This window comes from Lentibacillus halophilus (assembly GCF_039522485.1).
GTDB lineage: Bacteria > Bacillota > Bacilli > Bacillales > Amphibacillaceae > Lentibacillus > Lentibacillus halophilus.
The window spans coordinates 52,218-69,784 of sequence record NZ_BAAADM010000002.1 but is presented as its reverse complement, the minus strand read 5'-3'; the positions used below and the strand labels follow the sequence as shown (position 1 = coordinate 69,784).

Sequence of the window (17,567 nt, the reverse complement as noted above, 5' to 3'; positions counted from 1 at the left end):
CCATGGTCGTCAAAAACCGGATTGCCGACAGTCAGGATATTTTTTCCCTGACGTAATTCCTGAACAATGGATACTTTGTCACCTTTTTTTAAGACCAATCGCAAAATTTCCGCATTAAAATAGCCTTTTACCTCCAGATTAAACAGGTTTTGACCGATCAGATTTTTTAAATCCTCGTCCCAGAGCCCGGCGGTGAATTGATTATTAAAACGGAGGATATCGCCTTTATTGTTAATCACTAAGATGTCATCGTACATGGTGGATAGAATGGTGTTTAAATCATCGTTTAAATTTTTGATGTGTTCAATTTCCATCGCCATTTCTTCGACTTTTGGCAAATCCTGAACAACGAAAATAAGACCATCCAAATTTTCTTTGGAATCTAAAATGGGAATATAATCAACTAGGATGCCCGTCTCATCATCGATCTGTATTTGGTTTAATATTTTCTTTTTTGTATCAAGAACCGTATCAATGTGATCATTATTAAACCATTTTTTCGCGGGTGTGCCGCTTATTTCCTGATAGGAGGATTTGATCATGCGTATCCCGGCTTCATTTGAGTTGACAATGATGCCATGATTATCAGAAATGAATATGCCCATAGGAATCGATGAAAGGATCACTTTTAAAAAGTTTGTGTTTCCATCCTCCAAGCGTAATAATTCCACGAGCAGATCCTCACGCCGAATATAACCAATGTAGCTATCGTTGTCTTTGACCAGAGCAAGTGGTTCGCCCAAGATTTGAAAAAGAAATGTAAATGGCACCTCCGGCTGGTTGGCATGGATCACACCGACGTTTTCCAAAGTGTGTGCATGGTTATATAATTCATCCATCGTTAGGTCGTCAACATGGTCCCAATCTAAATCGCGTAAATAAATATATGAATCTAGTGTTCCATTCCTTTCTAGAAACACGAATGCATCCGAATGATTGTATTGGAGATAGTCCCGCCAATGATCATCTTCGGGAGTCATTGATATAACAACAAGTGGGTGAAGTTTGTTCTTGACCCAGTTTGACATGATGATCCCTCCTTGATACCCATCTTATTCAATATATCATAACAGTATTTAATTTTAAATAATGGGCGACGAGGCGAACGGATTAAATACGCCCGAACGATAGTGTTGTGGCCCAGTTCTGAAAAATTTAGACTATTTTATTTATTGGCATAATTTTTGCATGAGTGTGGTGAATAGTTTAAAAATTATTTAATGGTGAGGTGTCGTATGATTTTGATCATGTATCAGGCGAGAAATGAAACCGCTTTCCTAACCTTTGTGAATCGACATATGGAATGGAGGGATGATGTATGGCAAAAAACCCATCGCTAAAACGATCTCTGGGACTTTGGTCCATTGTTGGCCTTGGACTGGGGTATATGACACCGACTGTCGTGTTCGATACGTTCGGCATTGTGTCTCAGCAAACGGACGGTGTGGTTCCACTTGCTTACATTGTTGCTTTATGTGTGATGTTGTTTACGGCGATCAGTTATGGAAAAATGACTCAAATTTTTCCAAGTGCCGGTTCAGCCTATACCTACACACGTGAAACAATGAGCCCTGGTATGGGCTTTATTGTGGGATGGGCGTCTTTACTGGATTATTTATTGCTTCCTATGGTCAATGCGCTTATCATTCGCATTTATTTTGCATCCCTATTTCCAGACGTTCCAGCTTGGATCTGGGTGGTCATTTATGTCGCCATTGTCACTGGTATTAACGTATGGAGCATGGGGAAAACATCAAATTTTAATATGATTCTCGTTGTTTATGAAATCCTTTTGATTGGTGTCTTTGTTCTCCTGGCATGGATGAAACTTTCCCAGGGTATGGGGCAAGGCACGATTTTCACGGCACAACCGTTATTTCATGACGATGTACAGTTGTCAGCGGTATTTACAGGGGCAACCGTCGTCGCTTTTTCATTTATTGGATTTGACGCCATTACCATGTATACCGAGGAAGCCGTTGATCAAAAAACCGTTCCGAAAGCCATTTTCCTGACGGTTCTCATAGGTGGTGCGATTTTCTTTGTGGGTGGGTATTTTGCGCAAGCATTATTCCCGGATGTTTCCCATTTTCAAGTGACGGATGATACGTTACCAGAAATTGCCTTATATACGGGTGGAGAGGTGTTTAAATTGATTTTTCTTTCCGGGGCATTTGCGGCAACAGCTGCATCCGGTCTGGCATCCCATGCGAGTGTCTCCCGTCTGTTGTATGTGATGGGACGAAATGGTGTCCTTCCAAATAAACTGTTTGGTTATGTGCATCCGCGATTCCGTACACCTGCGTTTAACGTTATACTAGTTGGAGCTGTGTCGTTATTGGCTATCGGGCCTGATCTCGAATTAATCTCAGCAGTGATTAATTTCGGTGCGTTAATTGCCTTTACGTTTGTTAATTTATCTGTGATTGCCTATTTTATTGTTAAGAAAAAAAGGTACAAAACCGCACAGGATATATTTAAATATTTGATTATGCCTCTTATTGGAGCCGGGTTAACTGGTATATTGTGGTTTTTCCTTCATAAAGATGCGTTTATCGGGGGCGTTGTTTGGGTCGCTATTGGGTTTATATACATGCTCATTATTACTGGATTCTTTCGTCGTCGCATACCGGATATGGGAAGTGACGATGAAGCCGGTTGACAACGACATAACGACGACGGTTGCTTACAAAGCAATTGTCTGTATTTAATACCCAGCATGTTATTCAAAAGTGAATATGTTATGAAAAATAAAATAAGTTATACATTTCTATATGTCTATATTTGTCGAAAAAAATCATCTTCTCATTCCTTCACGAGCCCCCTTGTTGGCAGTTTAGGTTCTATCTCCGCGTCACATCGCTATAAGTTGGCATGGAATTTGCTTGTTGAAATGTGACGAAATTTTAAATGATAAAGGGGTTGTTCATACAAGGTACGAATAACAGGAGTTAACTGATAACTCAGCTAATTTGGATCGTGTGTTTCTAATTAAAGCTGAAAGACCTAATATGATAACTAGTGATTGAGTGATTGATACATGGATAAACATTCCTATGGAGAAGGGTGAAACAAATGAACGTATTACATTTAAGTGGGGATCCAAAGGAAATAGGACGCCAACACGGTGAACAAGGGAAGCAGGAAATGATAAACAGTATGAACACGTATGAACGCCTGTTTTATGAATTTCAGGGAATTGATTGGACCGATGTTAAAGAACGGGCCAAAATCCATATTCCGGCTATTGAGGCCTTTGACATCGCCTTGCTGGAAGAAATGGAAGGGGTAGCAGAAGGATCCGGAATGACGTTTGAGGATGTTTTGGCACTCAATGCGCGAAGTGAAATTGCCTTAACAGGGGACGCGCATACATCGTTCAGTGATGGGTGTACCAGTATTAGTACGTGCAGTCCTGTTACAAACGATACCATAATGGGGCAAACATGGGATTGGAAAGGGTCACAGAAGGACAGCTTGCTCATGCTAAACATCGAGCGGGAAGACAGACCGAATGTATCGATGATTACGGAAGCCGGCATTATTGGAAAAATTGGCTGCAATGACCATGCTATTGGTGTCGGATTGAATGCATTGCATTCCAGCCAAAAAACCAAAGGGATTCCGATTCATTTGGGACTTCGCTCTATTTTGGATACGTCATCTCTGCATGAGGCGATGGCTAATGTCCAGGAGGGCCAGATGGCTTCGGCAGCTAATTTCATGATCGGTTATCACGAGGACCAACGTGGAGGCATGGCTTTACATGTCGAAGTTTCCCCATATGGCATAGCTGTGACCAATCAGGATACGTCCTATGGTGTGCATGCCAATCACATTTGTTCACAAGAAATTCAAATGAAAGTGGGCGACAATAACAACCTGCGTTACAGCGATTCGGAAATTCGGGAGCGACGGGCGAAACAATTGGTTACGCAAGCGATACAGGAGCAACAGACCATTACCGATGAAACGTTTAAAACGTGGTTAAGCGATACGTTTAATGCTCCCAACTCCATTAACCATTATGCCAATGAGCAGGTTCCCAGCCATCGACAAATTGAAACCGTTTTTGCTGTTGTGATGAATCTATCAACCAACCGTTTGCATGTATGTGATGGCATGCCGGCGCATGACCCTTTTGAAACCTATACGATTACCAAACAATAGACTTTTAAATAAATAAGAAGGGGGATTATGACATTGTTTATTAACGGACAATGGATCAAAACAGATCGAACTGAAACGATTATCAATCCTGCGACAAAAGAGGCAGTCGGGGATGTTTATACAGGTGGCAAAGATGAAGCCTCCGAAGCCATTAATGCCGCCAATGATGCGTTTAAAACATGGAAAGCTATGACCGGAAATGAACGCGGTACCATTTTAATAAATATTGCGGATGAGTTGCTGAATGTTAAAAACGATATCGCAACCATGATTACGAAGGAAATGGGAAAACCCATTAAAGATGCACGTGGGGAAGTAGCGTCGGCTGCAGCTTACCTTAAATGGAATGGGGAAGAGGCTAAACGAATATACGGCGACGTTATTCCGGCACTTGATTCAAAGAAACAGCTGATGGTTCTCCGTCAACCCATTGGGGTCATTGGAGCCATAACACCTTGGAATTTTCCTGTTTCCATGATTTTGCGGAAGTTAGGTCCAGCTTTGGCGGCCGGTTGCACAGCCGTTTTGAAACCGGCTCCATCCACCCCTCAATGCGCGATTGAAGTGTTTAAATGCTTTGAAAGAGGCGGCCTTCCATCGGGTGTGGCCAATCTTGTTATCGGTGATGCCGAAGCTATTGGTACAGAGATGACAGACAATCCGATCGTTAAAAAACTGACATTTACAGGATCGACAAATGTCGGAAAACAGTTAATGCGTCAAGCGTCTGAAAATGTACAAAAAATATCCATGGAACTTGGCGGTCATGCCCCGTTCATCGTATTTGATGACGCTAACCTGGATGATGCTGTTAACTCGGTTGTCGGCACGAAATTTAAAAATTCCGGACAGACGTGCATCAGTACCAACCGTATTTATGTACAAAACGGCATTAAGGATGAGTTCAGCAAACGTCTGGCTGAAGCAGTGGAAGCATTGAACGTTGGTGATGGACTGGACGAAAATACCGACATGGGGCCGTTGGTCAATGAAGCCGCGCTGCACAAAGTGGATGACCAAGTGCAAAAAGCTCTGTCTGCCGGGGCGAGTACGGTAACAGGGGCTTCCGTTATGGAGAATAAGGACGGTTTCTTTTACACGCCGACGGTACTCGCTGATGTCACAGATGGTATGAATATAGCAAAAGAAGAAACGTTTGGCCCTGTTGCACCGATTTTCACCTTTGATTCCGAAGAAGAGGTCGTTGAGCGAGCTAACAATACGCAATATGGATTGATGGGGTATTGCTTCACCAATGATTTGAGCCGCAGTATGCGAATGATGCACCAACTCGAGTATGGAATGGTTGGTATTAACGATCCGGCTCCCATCGTCCCGCATGCCCCGTTTGGAGGCATGAAAGAAAGTGGCATTGGCCGCGAAGGTGGAACGTCCGGTGTTCATGAATTTATGGAAGAAAAATTTGTTTCCATTAAAACATCAGCCAATTTAATATAATGTAAATTCTCACACACCATCGGAAGCAAGAAGATAGCTTAATCACACAATCTTGTCTATTTTCTTGCTTGCCTACCTATAAAACTTTTAAAGGGAGCGTTTTTCTTATGAAAAATCAAGTGGATACGTCATCTGAAAGCAATGTCATTGTACGACAACTGGAAGAAAAGGATATCCCTGAGGTTCAAGCGTTGGCCGTTATGTGCTTTGGGGAAGATGTTGCGTTCGATTGTAAACACTATGAAAGTCAATTAGCCCGTTTTCCGGAAGGCCAGCGTTGTGTCGAGTATGAAGGTAAAATTGTCGGTGCTTCGGGAAGCTTGATGGTATCACGAAACGATTGGGATAAAGATCATACATTTGATGAGATTTGCGATGAGGGTTATATCCGGAATCACGACCCTAACGGTGACTATTTATATGGCATAGAAGTTTCGGTTCACCCGGACTACCGAAATTTGAAACTTGGAAAAACGCTTTATAACGAACGAAAAGAACTTTGCAGACAATTGAGCTTGAATGGTATTGTCGTAGGCGGTCGCATACCTCACTACCACAAGTATGCTGATCAATATACACCGGAAACATATGCTGAGCTTGTCGTGAATAACGACATTTACGATCCTGTTATGACATTTCAGCTTAAAAATGACTTCAATTTTCTGCGTATTTTAAGAAACTATTTGCCTGATGATGCGGAATCATGCACTCATGCAACACTAATGGAATGGAAAAACGACTAAGACACGTCACTATCTTACACCATATATGCAACAGAGGAGGCATAACCAGTGTCTGCAGAAACAAATGAAGTGAAAAAACCTAGTCTTTTAGTCGCTTTAATACCCGTCGTTTTTATGATCGTTGCACTTATTATCGGAATTGCCGTCTATGGTGCTGACCCACATATTCCACTATTTTTCAGTGGGGTCGTCGCTGCTGCTATAGCGTTGTTGTTAGGAAACTCGTGGAAAACGATTGAAAGTGGTATGATTAATGGCATCAGTTTGGCTCTGCAAGCGATTATTATTCTGGTGATCATAGGGATGATTATCGGTTCGTGGTTGGCTGGTGGTATTGTTCCAACGATGATTTACTATGGTCTGGATATATTATCACCAACCTATTTTCTGTTTGCTTCCTGTATCATATCCGGTCTGGTAGCCATTGCTGCCGGCAATGCCTGGACGGCAGCGGGAACGATTGGCATAGCTTTGATGGGGGTCGGTGAAGGATTGGGATTGAATACAGCCATGGTGGCCGGATCCGTCATTTCAGGCATTTACTTTGGCGATAAGATATCCCCATTTTCCGAAACGACCAACTTGGCGCCAGGCGTTGCTGGGTCCGAGCTGTTTGAACATATTAAACATATGTTATTTACGACGGTTCCGGCTTTAATCATATCCCTGATTCTTTATTTCGTTCTCGGTTTTGTAACAAATCATGACAATTCAAATTTGGAACAAGTATCCACGTTACAAAATCAATTGTCCGACTTATTTACGATCGGTCCGTTATTATTAATTGTACCGGCCGTGGTTATTATCATGATGATCAAAAAGATGCCCGCTATTCCAGCTCTTTCCACCGGTGCTATACTCGGTACTGTGACAGCTGTTTTGGTTCAAGGATTGCCCATGAAGGAGGCCATATCGACACTGTACTATGGGTATTCCGCCGATACCGGTGTTGACGTTCTTGATAATTTGTTAAACAATGGCGGCATTGAAGCTATGATGTTTACGGTTTCACTTATCATTATTGCCATGAGCTTCGGTGGCATTATGGAATCTACTGGATTTTTCCAAACCATTGTGGAAAGCTTGCTCAGTCTGGCTCGATCGGCTGGCAGTCTTATTGGGATTACAGTCGGTACGTCATTTTTCGCAAACGTCGTCGGCTCTGAACAATACTTGTCCATCATTATTCCTGCCAGAATGTATGCCAACGCATACGACAAAAAAGGATTGAAAATGAAAAACCTTTCCCGAACGGTTGAAGATGCCGGGACGATGACGTCGCCTCTTGTTCCGTGGAATACATGTGGCGCATTCATGACAGCGACTCTTGGTGTCAGCACGTTAAGTTATGCACCATTTGCTTTCCTTTGCTTGCTTAGTCCTTTAATGGCGATTATATACGGCTTTACAGGATTCAGTGTTGAATATAAAGATGGTCATAAAAAGGTTTCAAATATGAAAGCCGCAAAGAAAACGTCCGTTTGAAGGCGTTTGCACGTCATTCGATCTGGCAATCGTGACTATGGTTTGTTAAGCGCTCATTTTACACCGTAAGTTTTTTCAAATTTCGGGTAACCGGCTTTGAAAAAGTCAGGAGTAACATTCATCTTTTCAAAAAATTAAATCGTTTGTTTATTTCATAACAATTCTGGGAATATATCACTAGTAGTTGAATAAACTCATAAAGGATTTTTAAGAAAGGATGATTAAACATGGAAAAGTTAAATCTGGCAACAGCTAAAAAAGTGATCGAGGGCGCAGAAGCAGAAGCGGCCAACATCGGGGTTCAGATGGTTATTTCGATAATGGATGATGGAGGCAATCTGGTTGCGACACACCGCATGGATGATGCATGGCTGGCAAGTGTGGATATTGCACGGAATAAGGCATGGACATCCGTTGCTCTAAAAATGCCAACCTCCAACCTGGAAGAAGCCACTGTTCCGAATGCTGAACTATGGGGTCTGAATACAACCAATCAAGGAAAGATCGTTGTATTCGGTGGCGGCATCCCGCTGGAAAAGGACGGAAAAGTCATCGGTGCTATCGGTGTCAGTGGCGGCGCTGTGCCACAAGACGTTCAAGTGGCAGAAGCTGGCGTCAAGGTATTTAACAAAGAAAAATAATGGATTAACAAAACCTCCTGTCATAGGGAGGTTTTATTTTTGGATGGCGTCGTTTTGCAGAGATTGATAGACGTATTGATCAAGACAGATTATAATAGCAGTATCAGTGAAATGAGTACGCAAAAAGGGGGGGTATGTATTGACGAATGAGCAAAATAATCAGATTATGCAAGCCATCAAGGAATTGCAGGAACAGATGAATCAAGGTTTTGCAAATGTGGATCAACGGTTTAATAGCATGTATGAAGAGATGGATACCAGATTTAAAGAGATGGATGAGAGGTTTAAGAAAATGGATGAGAGATTTAATCAATTAGAGAAAAAGGTGGACAAACTGCAAGACGGTTTTGATTTCCTTTCAGACAAAACATGGCATAATGAAAAGGATATACACACGATGAAAAGGAAAATGCAGCATCGTTAAGCTTAGACACAGTCCATTAGTCGGGCTGTTTTTTTATGGTATCGGAATGATGATCCTTCCTGTTTTCATACATTATTAGTTCTAATTTAGATGAATGAGCATAGGTATGTAAGTGGTATGGAATTCAACAACAGGAGGGTGATTACGTGGATCATTCATCAGATGACAACAAGCGCAACGAAGAAATAAACAACGAAAAAAACAATGAAAGAAATGATGAAAAAAGTGACGAAAGAGGCGGCTTTCATCACAATCCAAAAGATGAGCAACTGGAGCAATACCGCGAACATAATACGGGTCCGGGTAAAAAATTAACGAGTGATGCTGGTTTAAAAATTTCCAATGATGATCGGTCCCTGAAAGCGGGGAGACGTGGTCCTACATTATTTCAAGATTTTCGATTTTATAAGAAACAGTCGCATTTCAGCCGCGAGCGGATACCGGAAAAGGTTGTTCATGCCAGGGGTTTCGGGGTCTATGGTGACTTCGAACTATACAAATCGATGAGACACGTTACCACCGCTGAATTTCTGCAGGACCCCGGTTGCAAAACGCCGGTATTTGTCCGGTTTTCCAATTTTATAGGAAGTAAAGGATCCAAGGACACCGCGATCGATGTTCGTGGTTTTGCCACGAAATTTTACACGACTGAAGGAAATTATGATAATTTAGCCTTGCAATTTCCTGTTTTTCTCGTTGCGGATGCGATGAAGTTTGCGGATATGGTGCATGCCATTAAACCTAATCCGGTCACCGATGTCCCGCAAGCCGCTGCAGCTCATGATAATTTCTGGGATTATGTTGCCAATAACCAGGAAACGGCTCACATGATTATGTGGCTGATGTCCATGCGGGGGCGACCGAGAAGTTGGCGCATGATGGAAGGGTGGCCGATTAATACATTCCGTTTTATTAACGAACATGGCAAATCAACCTTTGTCCGCTTTGTATGGAAACCGGTGCTTGGCGTCCATTCCTTGTTATTGGACGAAGCGAACGTTATCGGGGGAGTGGATCCGGACTATCACCGGAATGATATCATTGAAGCCATCCGATGTGGCGCATATCCGGAATATGAATTCGGGGTGCAGTTAATTCCTGAAGAGGATGAGTTCAAGTATGATTTCGATATTCTGGATGATACCAAATTGTGGCCGGAAGAGCTCATTCCTGTTGAAATTGTCGGCAAAATGACATTGAATCGACTGGTTGATAACTTCTTTGCGGAAGAAGAACAATCATCGTTTGACCCGTCCAATGTTGTTCCAGGAATTGATTTCACGAATGATCCGGTCTTGCAGGGCAGGTCATTTGCCTATCGGGACACCGATTATCACCGGCTCGGTTCCGGAAATATTCAACAAATCCCGGTTAACCAGCCCGTTAATGACGTGAATTTTAACGAACGTCAAGGCTATATGCGCCATCGGATTGATGCGGATTCCGTCCATTATCGTGAAAATTCACTCGCGGGTAATACGCCGGAAACGACACCACCGGAAGAAGGTGGCTATGCCCATTATCCGGAAAACGTCGATGGCTATAAAACGAGAGAAGTTCCGAGTGAATCCTTTAATGATCATTTTTCACAGGCACGGCTTTTTTGGAACAGTATGACTCATGTGGAAAAAGAGGACTTGATCGAAACGTTTATCTATCATCTTGCCAAAGTGGAAAGCAAATCGGTTCGGAAACAGAATGTCGATATGTTTGTCAATGTTGACCGGGAGATGGCTTGTATCATCGCGGATAACATTGGCGTGGATCGACCGACAGGATCCCATGTACCGGTTGAGAAACAGTCGCCCGCCCTCAGCCTGGCCAATATGCCACATTCTGCTTATACACAAAAAGTAGGCGTATTAATCGGAAATGGCTTTCACGGTGAAGAAGTTAGAAACACCTTGGATATACTGCACAAGTACGGGGTGTTTGTTGATATTATTAGTGAAAAGCTAGGCGCGATCAGAGGGTCAGATGGAACCATCGTCGAAGCGAATAAAACATTTATTACAACATACCCTGTTCTTTATGACGCCCTGTATGTCGTTGGCGGAAGTCCCGAACATGAAGCTAAATTCAAGCAAGATGTTATGGATTTTCTCGATGAAGCTTATAAACACTATAAACCCATCGGCATTGCAACGACGGCAACGAACTATATTCAGACATCAGACACTAATAACTTGGAAGGCGTCGTGTTTGCTGTCAACAATCCGGATTTCGGGAAAGATTTCATTTCAGCGATAGCGCAGCAGCGTTTCTGGAAAAGACAGTAGCTGATGCTTCCGCTGTGTGATTGAGAAAAGCTTCCGTGCTTGCACGCATCGGAAGCTTTTTTATATGTCGTAATCGTTGCATGTTAAGAATTGTACTTATATCGTCTCTAATTGTATGAAAACCCTTTATACCTTTTCAAAACATCCTTGAAAAAATAGTGATATGCAAATATAATTAAGTGATAGTAAAATAAAAATTATTCAAACATAGGTTTGTTTAAGCTGTTACTTAATGATTTTTTTAAAAGAAGGGGGGTCTTGATGGCTAAAATAGCAGAATTTTTTAAATCCGGGTCAACCGATGGCGGAAATATAAAAAACCGGGATTATACGAGGAAGACAGCGATACTTATTTCTGTTTTGGCAGTTATCTGGTCTATTTTTCAATTATATTCTGCGGTTTCGGGCACGTTTGATGCTATCAGTCTTCGTGCCTGGCATATTATCTTTTTGCTAATCATGGTATTTCTACTATATCCAGCATGGAAAAAAGGACAAATCCACCGTTCTCCTACGCTGCTTGATGCGTTGCTCATTTTGTTATCCATCGTTTCTTTTGGCTATTTGCTGATGAATTACAACGATATTGCTTTAAGAGGCGGTTATTTACTGCCACGCGATTATGTTTTTGGCGGGATTGGCATTCTTATGGTCTTTGAAGCGGCGCGCCGTGTTGTCGGGAACTTGGCTGTTCTGGCTTTGTTATTCCTCCTTTATAATTTTGTAGGAACCTTTATTCCTGGTTCGTTTGGTCACAGCGGATTCGGTTTGAACAGAGTTATTGATCATATGTTTTGGGGAAGCCAAGGAATTTTCGGTGTTGCTATCGGTGTGTCAGCGACGTTTGTTTTCCTTTTTATATTATTTGGTGCTTTCTTAAAAATAAGCGGGTTCAGTCAGTTTATTAACGACTTAGCTTTGACAGTAGCCGGTCGATCTCCTGGAGGTCCTGCGAAAGTCGCTGTCCTGGCCAGCAGTTTGATGGGAATGATCAATGGCAGTGCACTTGCTAATGTCGCAACGACCGGGACGATTACCATTCCAATGATGAAAGAAAATGGCTACCGCTCACGATTCGCGGCAGCGGTTGAAGCAGTATCTTCTACGGGCGGTCAGTTTGCTCCGCCGATTATGGGAGCAGCGGGCTTTGTCATGGCTGAATATCTCGGCGTACCTTATACAACAGTTCTGGTTGCTGCACTGGTTCCTGCTTTTTTATATTATGTAACATTAATATTCGTTGTTCACTTTGAGGCAAAGCGTCTTGGATTAAAAGGTATTTCTAAAGAAAATATACCAAAAATGGTAGAGGTTATTAAAAAACAAGGTCATCTTTCGTTACCTTTAATTGTTCTGATTACTCTGTTGTTTATGGGGTATACCCCATTGTATGCGGCGGTATTTTCCATTGCTGCCTGTGTCGTGGCCAGTTGGCTGCGGAAAGAGACACGGATGGGGATAAAAGATATTTTTCGAGCGTTAGAAGAAGGCGCTAAGGGAGCAGTCGGTGTCGGAGCAGCTTGTGCTATCATTGGAATCATTATAGGTACAGTGTCTTTGACTGGATTGGGCTTGGCATTTGGATACTCTATCATGGACTATACGAATGAAAGTTTATTGTTTGCCGGTATTCTCGTAATGCTGATGAGTATTGTTCTTGGAATGGGGGTCCCTGGTGTTGCTGCCTATGTGATTGTTGCTACAGTTGCCGCGCCTGTCCTGTTGGAGTTTGACGTTGAGCCGATGGCAGCTCACATGTTCGTACTGATTTATGCGTGTCTATCAAACATTACGCCGCCAGTGGCGCTTGCGTCCTATGTGGCTTCCGGTATAGCGGATTCGAATCAGAATAAAGTCTCTTTAACGGCTGTCAAGCTTGCTCTTACAGGGTTCATACTTCCATTTTTCTTTATTTTTGAGCCGAACCTCCTGCTTGATCCGACAGAGCTTATGAGTGGTATTCTGCCGGCAGTCACCGCGACGATTGGAGCAGTGGCACTGGCATCTGGACTGCAGGGCTGGCTTTTTATCCGCGATTCTATCATCCAGCGCATACTTCTTATCGGCGCAGGATTCTGTATGATGGCTCCCGGCGTTTGGTCTAACAGTTTGGGCCTTAGTATTATTTTAATTGTATCCGTTTGGCAATTATATATCATTAAAAATAAAAATCATGACGTATCAACGAGAGAAAGGATGTTATCCCAATGACTAAATGTTTATCCCGAAAGATGTTAATAACTGTTTCTCTGGCAGCGATTACCATTCTAATGGCCGCATGCGGAGGCAACGGTGACAATGAATCATCCGGAAAATCGTCCGGAGTGCAAGAAATGAACTTCCCGACAGCAAGTACGACAGGTACGATTTATCCATTAGGGTCTGCGATGGCCAATGTATGGAACAACCAAATGGACAATGTTCGTGTCACGGCTCAAGCCTCCAACGGGGGAGTTGAGAATTTGAATATGCTGAAAAAGGGACAAGGACAAATTTCATTTGCAACAGCTGGCATTATATGGGAAGCATACAATGGCAAGCGCGGGTTTAAAGATCGCAAGTACGATGACGTTCGTATTATGGCAGGCCTTTATTATAACCCAAACCAATTTGTCGTTCGTGAAGAATCCGGCGTGGAGTCAGTGGCTGATCTGGAAGGGCGAAAGTTTGCACCGGGAGCTGTTGGAAGCACCCCAGAGGTGGAAACGAGCATCATCCTTCCTGAGTATGGTATTGATTATCCGGACGGTATTAAGGAGAACTATGTCGGTTTCACGGAAGCGATTGATTTAATGAGAAACAAACAGATAGATGGTGCCTTAATTCAAGCAGGTTTACCAACATCTGCTGTTACGGAAATGACTTCCACAGCTGGTGGCAAACTGATTGGCATTGACAAAGACGTTCGCACGTCCTTGATGGACGAATACCCGTGGTACTCCGAAGTAACGATTCCGGCTGGCACGTATGACAATCAGGAGAAGGACGTTGAGACGCTTGGGATTAAAATGATGCTTATGACTGATGCATCCATGGATGATGAAACCATTTATAATATGACGAAAACATTTTGGGAAAACCTTGACAAGCTGAAAGATTCCCATGCCATCGTTGAACAGATGGACATTGAGGAAGCCACAACCGAATTGAGCGGTGTTCCACTTCATGATGGCGCCAAAAAATATTATAAAGAAGCCGGAGTTTTAAAAGAAGACGAGTAATCCTTCATTTGGATATGAATACGAACTTGTCCCAGTGCGATGTTACAGGAAGTGGAAAGAAAGGTAAACGCACGTGGTCTGATCGTGGAAATCGCAACATAAAAACGGTGAGGCTGGGACATAACTAAACAAATCACTTCTAAACACGAACGATATATTTGAGAAGTAGTCACCGCTTCGGAAAAACACTGCGCTTTCACCTTACCAGGCACAAGCGCGACATCTGTTCAAGCTTCCTTTGGTCGCTTTCACAGTGTCTTCTTTGCCGCGGGCGCTGCTGAGCCTCCTCGTGCTCGTCGCGTTGCAAGCTTATTCGTCGAAGCCTACTCATGGAAGCTTTGCTTTGTGCTTATCGGACTGCGGGGTCTCATCTAGGCTTTTTCATCCCGCAGGAGTCTCCGTGTTTTTCCTACGCTAAATGAAAAATCCGAACTGATTCAGATTATTTGTGAATCATAGTTCGGATTTTTCTTTGACTAAACGTCTTTTGTCCTAGCCCCGTTTTATAAGACACCTGTTTCACCCCAAATACCGGTGATAAAGCGATTTGGCTTTGGCGGCATCGTTGGTTCCATGAACAAGCACACGGCCATCTTTAAACAGGACCAATCGATTGGTGTCTGTTTTAAACTGCAGCAAAAATGTATTATGGTTGACGCTGCCGAGTTCAGAAAGGTTGGCAGCAACGACATCCAAGTCTCGTTCTTCTTTGGAAGGCGGGCGAATCTGTACCGTATCACGTCCGCAGAGCACTTCTGTTTTCGTATGGTCGCCGGCAGAAAGAAATGGATACATGGCGTCTGTGCCACATGATGGGCAATCGTCCTTTTTCAGCTGCTGGACGTTAATGGATGAATGGTGATTGGCCCATACATCAAACGAAATCAGTTCCTGACGCAAGGAGTCCCAGTTTTCCGTCAGGATTTTCAGAGCCTCCGCTGTTTGGTGTCCGACCACTAACTGGACGACTGGGCTGATCACGCCGCCTGTGTCACAGGTTAGCCCGCCGAGCGGAATGTCACCCATCAGGCAATGCAGGCATGGGGTCGTTCCTGGAAGAACGGTGTAACTAACCCCGTAACTGGCAACAATGGATCCATAAATCCATGGTATGTCATGCTTTTGTGAGGCATCATTGATAATCATGCGGATTTCAAAATTGTCCGTTGCGTCCATAATTAAATCAACGCCCGGCACGAATTGTTCCATTTCTTCCGGAGTCACATCAGCAATGTGCCCTTCAATGGTGACCTCACTATTGATGGCCTCCAGCCGTTCTTTAGCAGAAACAACTTTCGGGATATAATTTTTCGCGTCGTCCTCTGTATACAATTGCTGGCGTTGCAAATTACTCCATTCAACGTAATCCCGGTCGACGATGGTAAGTTTACCGATACCGGACCGGACGAGGATTTCCGCATTGCCGGTTCCCAGCGCACCGGCTCCGATGACGAGGACGTGTTTATTCCTGATTAAGCGCTGTCCCTCTTCTTGAATACCGGAGAATAACATTTGTCTTGAATAGCGTTCGAACATTAGACACTGATTCCTTCCATTGGGCTGCTCGCTGTTGCATAGCGTTTCTTCGGAATGCGCCCTGCTTCATAGCCGAGTCGGCCGGATTTTACGGCGAGCTTCATTGCTTCAGACATTTTGACTGGGTCTGCTGCCGCTGATACGGCCGAGTTCAGCAACACCCCATCTGAACCGAGTTCCATGGCCGTTACCACATCCTGAGGCGATCCGATGCCGGCATCCACGATCACGGGGACGTTGGCTTGCTCAACGATCAGACTCAAATTAAGTGGGTTAATAATTCCCTGGCCGGATCCAATAGGGGAGGCACCGGGCATAACTGCATGGGCACCGGCTTCCTCCAGTTTTTGTGCCAGCACGACATCATCGGACGTATAAGTCAGCACGGTATAGCCTTCTTTGACTAATTCTTCCGTTGCTTTTAACGTTTCCACCGGGTCGGGCAGCAACGTTTTATCACAGCCGATCACTTCCACTTTGACCATGTCACAAAGTCCCGAAGCGTTGGCCAATTTTGCCGTCCGAACGGCTTCCTGTGCCGTTTTAGCACCGGCTGTGTTCGGCAGCAAACTGTATTGTTCCACATCCAGTTTTTCCAGAAAATTTGGCTGCGACGGTTCAAAAATATTCATTCGACGCACGGAAAACGTCAATACGTCTGTTTCAGAGACATCAACCGCTGCTTTTTGCGTATCAAAATCAGGGTATTTGCCTGTTCCCAGAAATAAACGGGAATTAAATTGCTTATCGCCTATGGTTAACATTCAGCCACCTCCAACAAATTGAACTAATTCGACTTTGTCTCCGTCGGCTACTTCTTGTTCGGTGTGAGCCGACTTATCCAATATTTCGCCATTATGCTCGACAATCATGGCTTGATTCTCGATATGAAAATGTTGTTTCACATCTGATATGGTTTTCACGTGTTCTGGTACTTGTGTTCTATTACCGTTTACCGTGAGTTCCAACATTTGACCTCCTTAATCATGTAATTGGTGTTGATACCGTTGGATTGCTTCCAGCGGGTCCGGATCCAGCAGTATGCCGGACAGTACGGCGATACCGCTGGCTCCGGAGGCGAGAACATCCGGTGTATTCTCTGGTGTTATGCCGCCGATCGCTATCACCGGAACAGATGTATTTTGAGTGACGTTCGTCAGCTTTTGCAGTCCTTTAGGCGTCAGGTCCGGCTTGGAGGCGCTCGCAAAGATGTGACCATACACGAGATAATCCGCACCGCTGTTTTCGGCCGTTACCGCCTCACTGACCGAGTGAACCGAGCAGCCTATCCGCAAGTGCCCGTAAGAATGTTTGGCCGTTGCTGGATCGATGCTTTGGTGTGTCAGCTGAACCCCTTTTGCTTTCATCCTGTGTGCGATGTCGATTCGTTGATTTATGATGATCTTTTGTGACGGTATACCGCGTTGTGTCAAAGAATCCATCGCTTTTTCCCAGTCATGATCCGTCCACGTCTTTTCCCGAAGATGGATGTAGTCCGTAAAGGGGTGTATCTGTTCTAAAATGCCCAGAAGTTCTTCAGGCGACTGCTGTCCTGTTGAAATGACATGCAACTCAGCAATAGCGTATCACCTCCCCCGAAGCGATTGGTA

Annotated in this window: 14 protein-coding genes and 1 pseudogene; 10 read left to right on the top strand and 5 right to left on the bottom strand. The window is 43.8% G+C overall.

Annotation, left to right across the window (positions count from 1 at the left end):
* Positions 1-1,028 (bottom strand): annotated as a pseudogene (locus ABDZ72_RS00360) (PAS domain-containing protein); the annotation flags it as partial.
* A gap of 290 nt (positions 1,029-1,318) precedes the next feature.
* Here ABDZ72_RS00360 and ABDZ72_RS00355 point away from each other — a divergent pair.
* The 10 genes from ABDZ72_RS00355 (at position 1,319) to ABDZ72_RS00310 (ending at position 14,421) form a co-directional block, all read left to right on the top strand.
* Positions 1,319-2,662, top strand: coding sequence for an APC family permease (locus ABDZ72_RS00355; protein ID WP_343750412.1), 1,344 nt, complete (start codon positions 1,319-1,321; stop codon positions 2,660-2,662).
* 413 nt (positions 2,663-3,075) lie between these two features.
* On the top strand, positions 3,076-4,170 hold the full coding sequence (locus tag ABDZ72_RS00350; protein WP_343750411.1) for a C45 family autoproteolytic acyltransferase/hydrolase: 1,095 nt from the start codon (positions 3,076-3,078) through the stop codon (positions 4,168-4,170).
* A gap of 27 nt (positions 4,171-4,197) precedes the next feature.
* Positions 4,198-5,628: an NAD-dependent succinate-semialdehyde dehydrogenase gene (locus tag ABDZ72_RS00345; protein ID WP_343750410.1), complete on the top strand. Its 1,431-nt coding sequence runs from the start codon at positions 4,198-4,200 to the stop codon at positions 5,626-5,628.
* A 107-nt stretch (positions 5,629-5,735) separates the two neighbouring features.
* Complete coding sequence (locus tag ABDZ72_RS00340) at positions 5,736-6,371, top strand: GNAT family N-acetyltransferase (protein ID WP_343750409.1); 636 nt, start codon at positions 5,736-5,738, stop codon at positions 6,369-6,371.
* A gap of 48 nt (positions 6,372-6,419) precedes the next feature.
* A complete protein-coding gene (gene nhaC / locus ABDZ72_RS00335) occupies positions 6,420-7,856 on the top strand; it encodes a Na+/H+ antiporter NhaC (protein WP_343750408.1) in 1,437 nt (478 codons plus the stop codon).
* A 227-nt stretch (positions 7,857-8,083) separates the two neighbouring features.
* The gene (locus tag ABDZ72_RS00330) at positions 8,084-8,497 is read left to right on the top strand and encodes a GlcG/HbpS family heme-binding protein (protein WP_343750406.1); all 414 of its coding nucleotides are present in this window, start codon (positions 8,084-8,086) and stop codon (positions 8,495-8,497) included.
* A 139-nt stretch (positions 8,498-8,636) separates the two neighbouring features.
* Entirely contained in the window at positions 8,637-8,921 is a 285-nt protein-coding gene (locus ABDZ72_RS00325) for a hypothetical protein (protein ID WP_343750405.1), read from the top strand.
* Between the two features lie 146 nt (positions 8,922-9,067).
* Positions 9,068-11,200 carry a catalase gene (locus tag ABDZ72_RS00320; protein ID WP_425542317.1) on the top strand — a complete coding sequence of 711 codons (2,133 nt, stop codon included), beginning with the start codon at positions 9,068-9,070 and terminating at the stop codon, positions 11,198-11,200.
* Between the two features lie 261 nt (positions 11,201-11,461).
* The gene (locus ABDZ72_RS00315) at positions 11,462-13,411 is read left to right on the top strand and encodes a TRAP transporter permease (protein WP_343750404.1); all 1,950 of its coding nucleotides are present in this window, start codon (positions 11,462-11,464) and stop codon (positions 13,409-13,411) included.
* Complete coding sequence (locus ABDZ72_RS00310) at positions 13,408-14,421, top strand: TAXI family TRAP transporter solute-binding subunit (protein WP_343750402.1); 1,014 nt, start codon at positions 13,408-13,410, stop codon at positions 14,419-14,421. The genes ABDZ72_RS00315 and ABDZ72_RS00310 overlap by 4 nt, the downstream gene beginning before the upstream one ends.
* Before the next feature lie 519 nt (positions 14,422-14,940).
* Here ABDZ72_RS00310 and ABDZ72_RS00305 read toward each other — a convergent pair.
* The 4 genes from ABDZ72_RS00305 to ABDZ72_RS00290 are packed head-to-tail and all read right to left on the bottom strand — an operon-like array spanning position 14,941 to position 17,528.
* Complete coding sequence (locus ABDZ72_RS00305; protein ID WP_343750400.1) at positions 14,941-15,957, bottom strand: thiazole biosynthesis adenylyltransferase ThiF; 1,017 nt, start codon at positions 15,955-15,957, stop codon at positions 14,941-14,943.
* The gene (locus ABDZ72_RS00300) at positions 15,957-16,721 is read right to left on the bottom strand and encodes a thiazole synthase (RefSeq protein ID WP_343750399.1); all 765 of its coding nucleotides are present in this window, start codon (positions 16,719-16,721) and stop codon (positions 15,957-15,959) included. Before ABDZ72_RS00300 ends, ABDZ72_RS00305 begins: the two co-directional genes overlap by 1 nt.
* On the bottom strand, positions 16,722-16,928 hold the full coding sequence (gene thiS / locus ABDZ72_RS00295) for a sulfur carrier protein ThiS (RefSeq protein ID WP_343750398.1): 207 nt from the start codon (positions 16,926-16,928) through the stop codon (positions 16,722-16,724).
* Between the two features lie 9 nt (positions 16,929-16,937).
* Positions 16,938-17,528, bottom strand: a complete 591-nt coding sequence (locus ABDZ72_RS00290; protein ID WP_343750397.1) for a thiamine phosphate synthase — start codon at positions 17,526-17,528, stop codon at positions 16,938-16,940.
* Positions 17,529-17,567 lie beyond the last annotated feature (39 nt).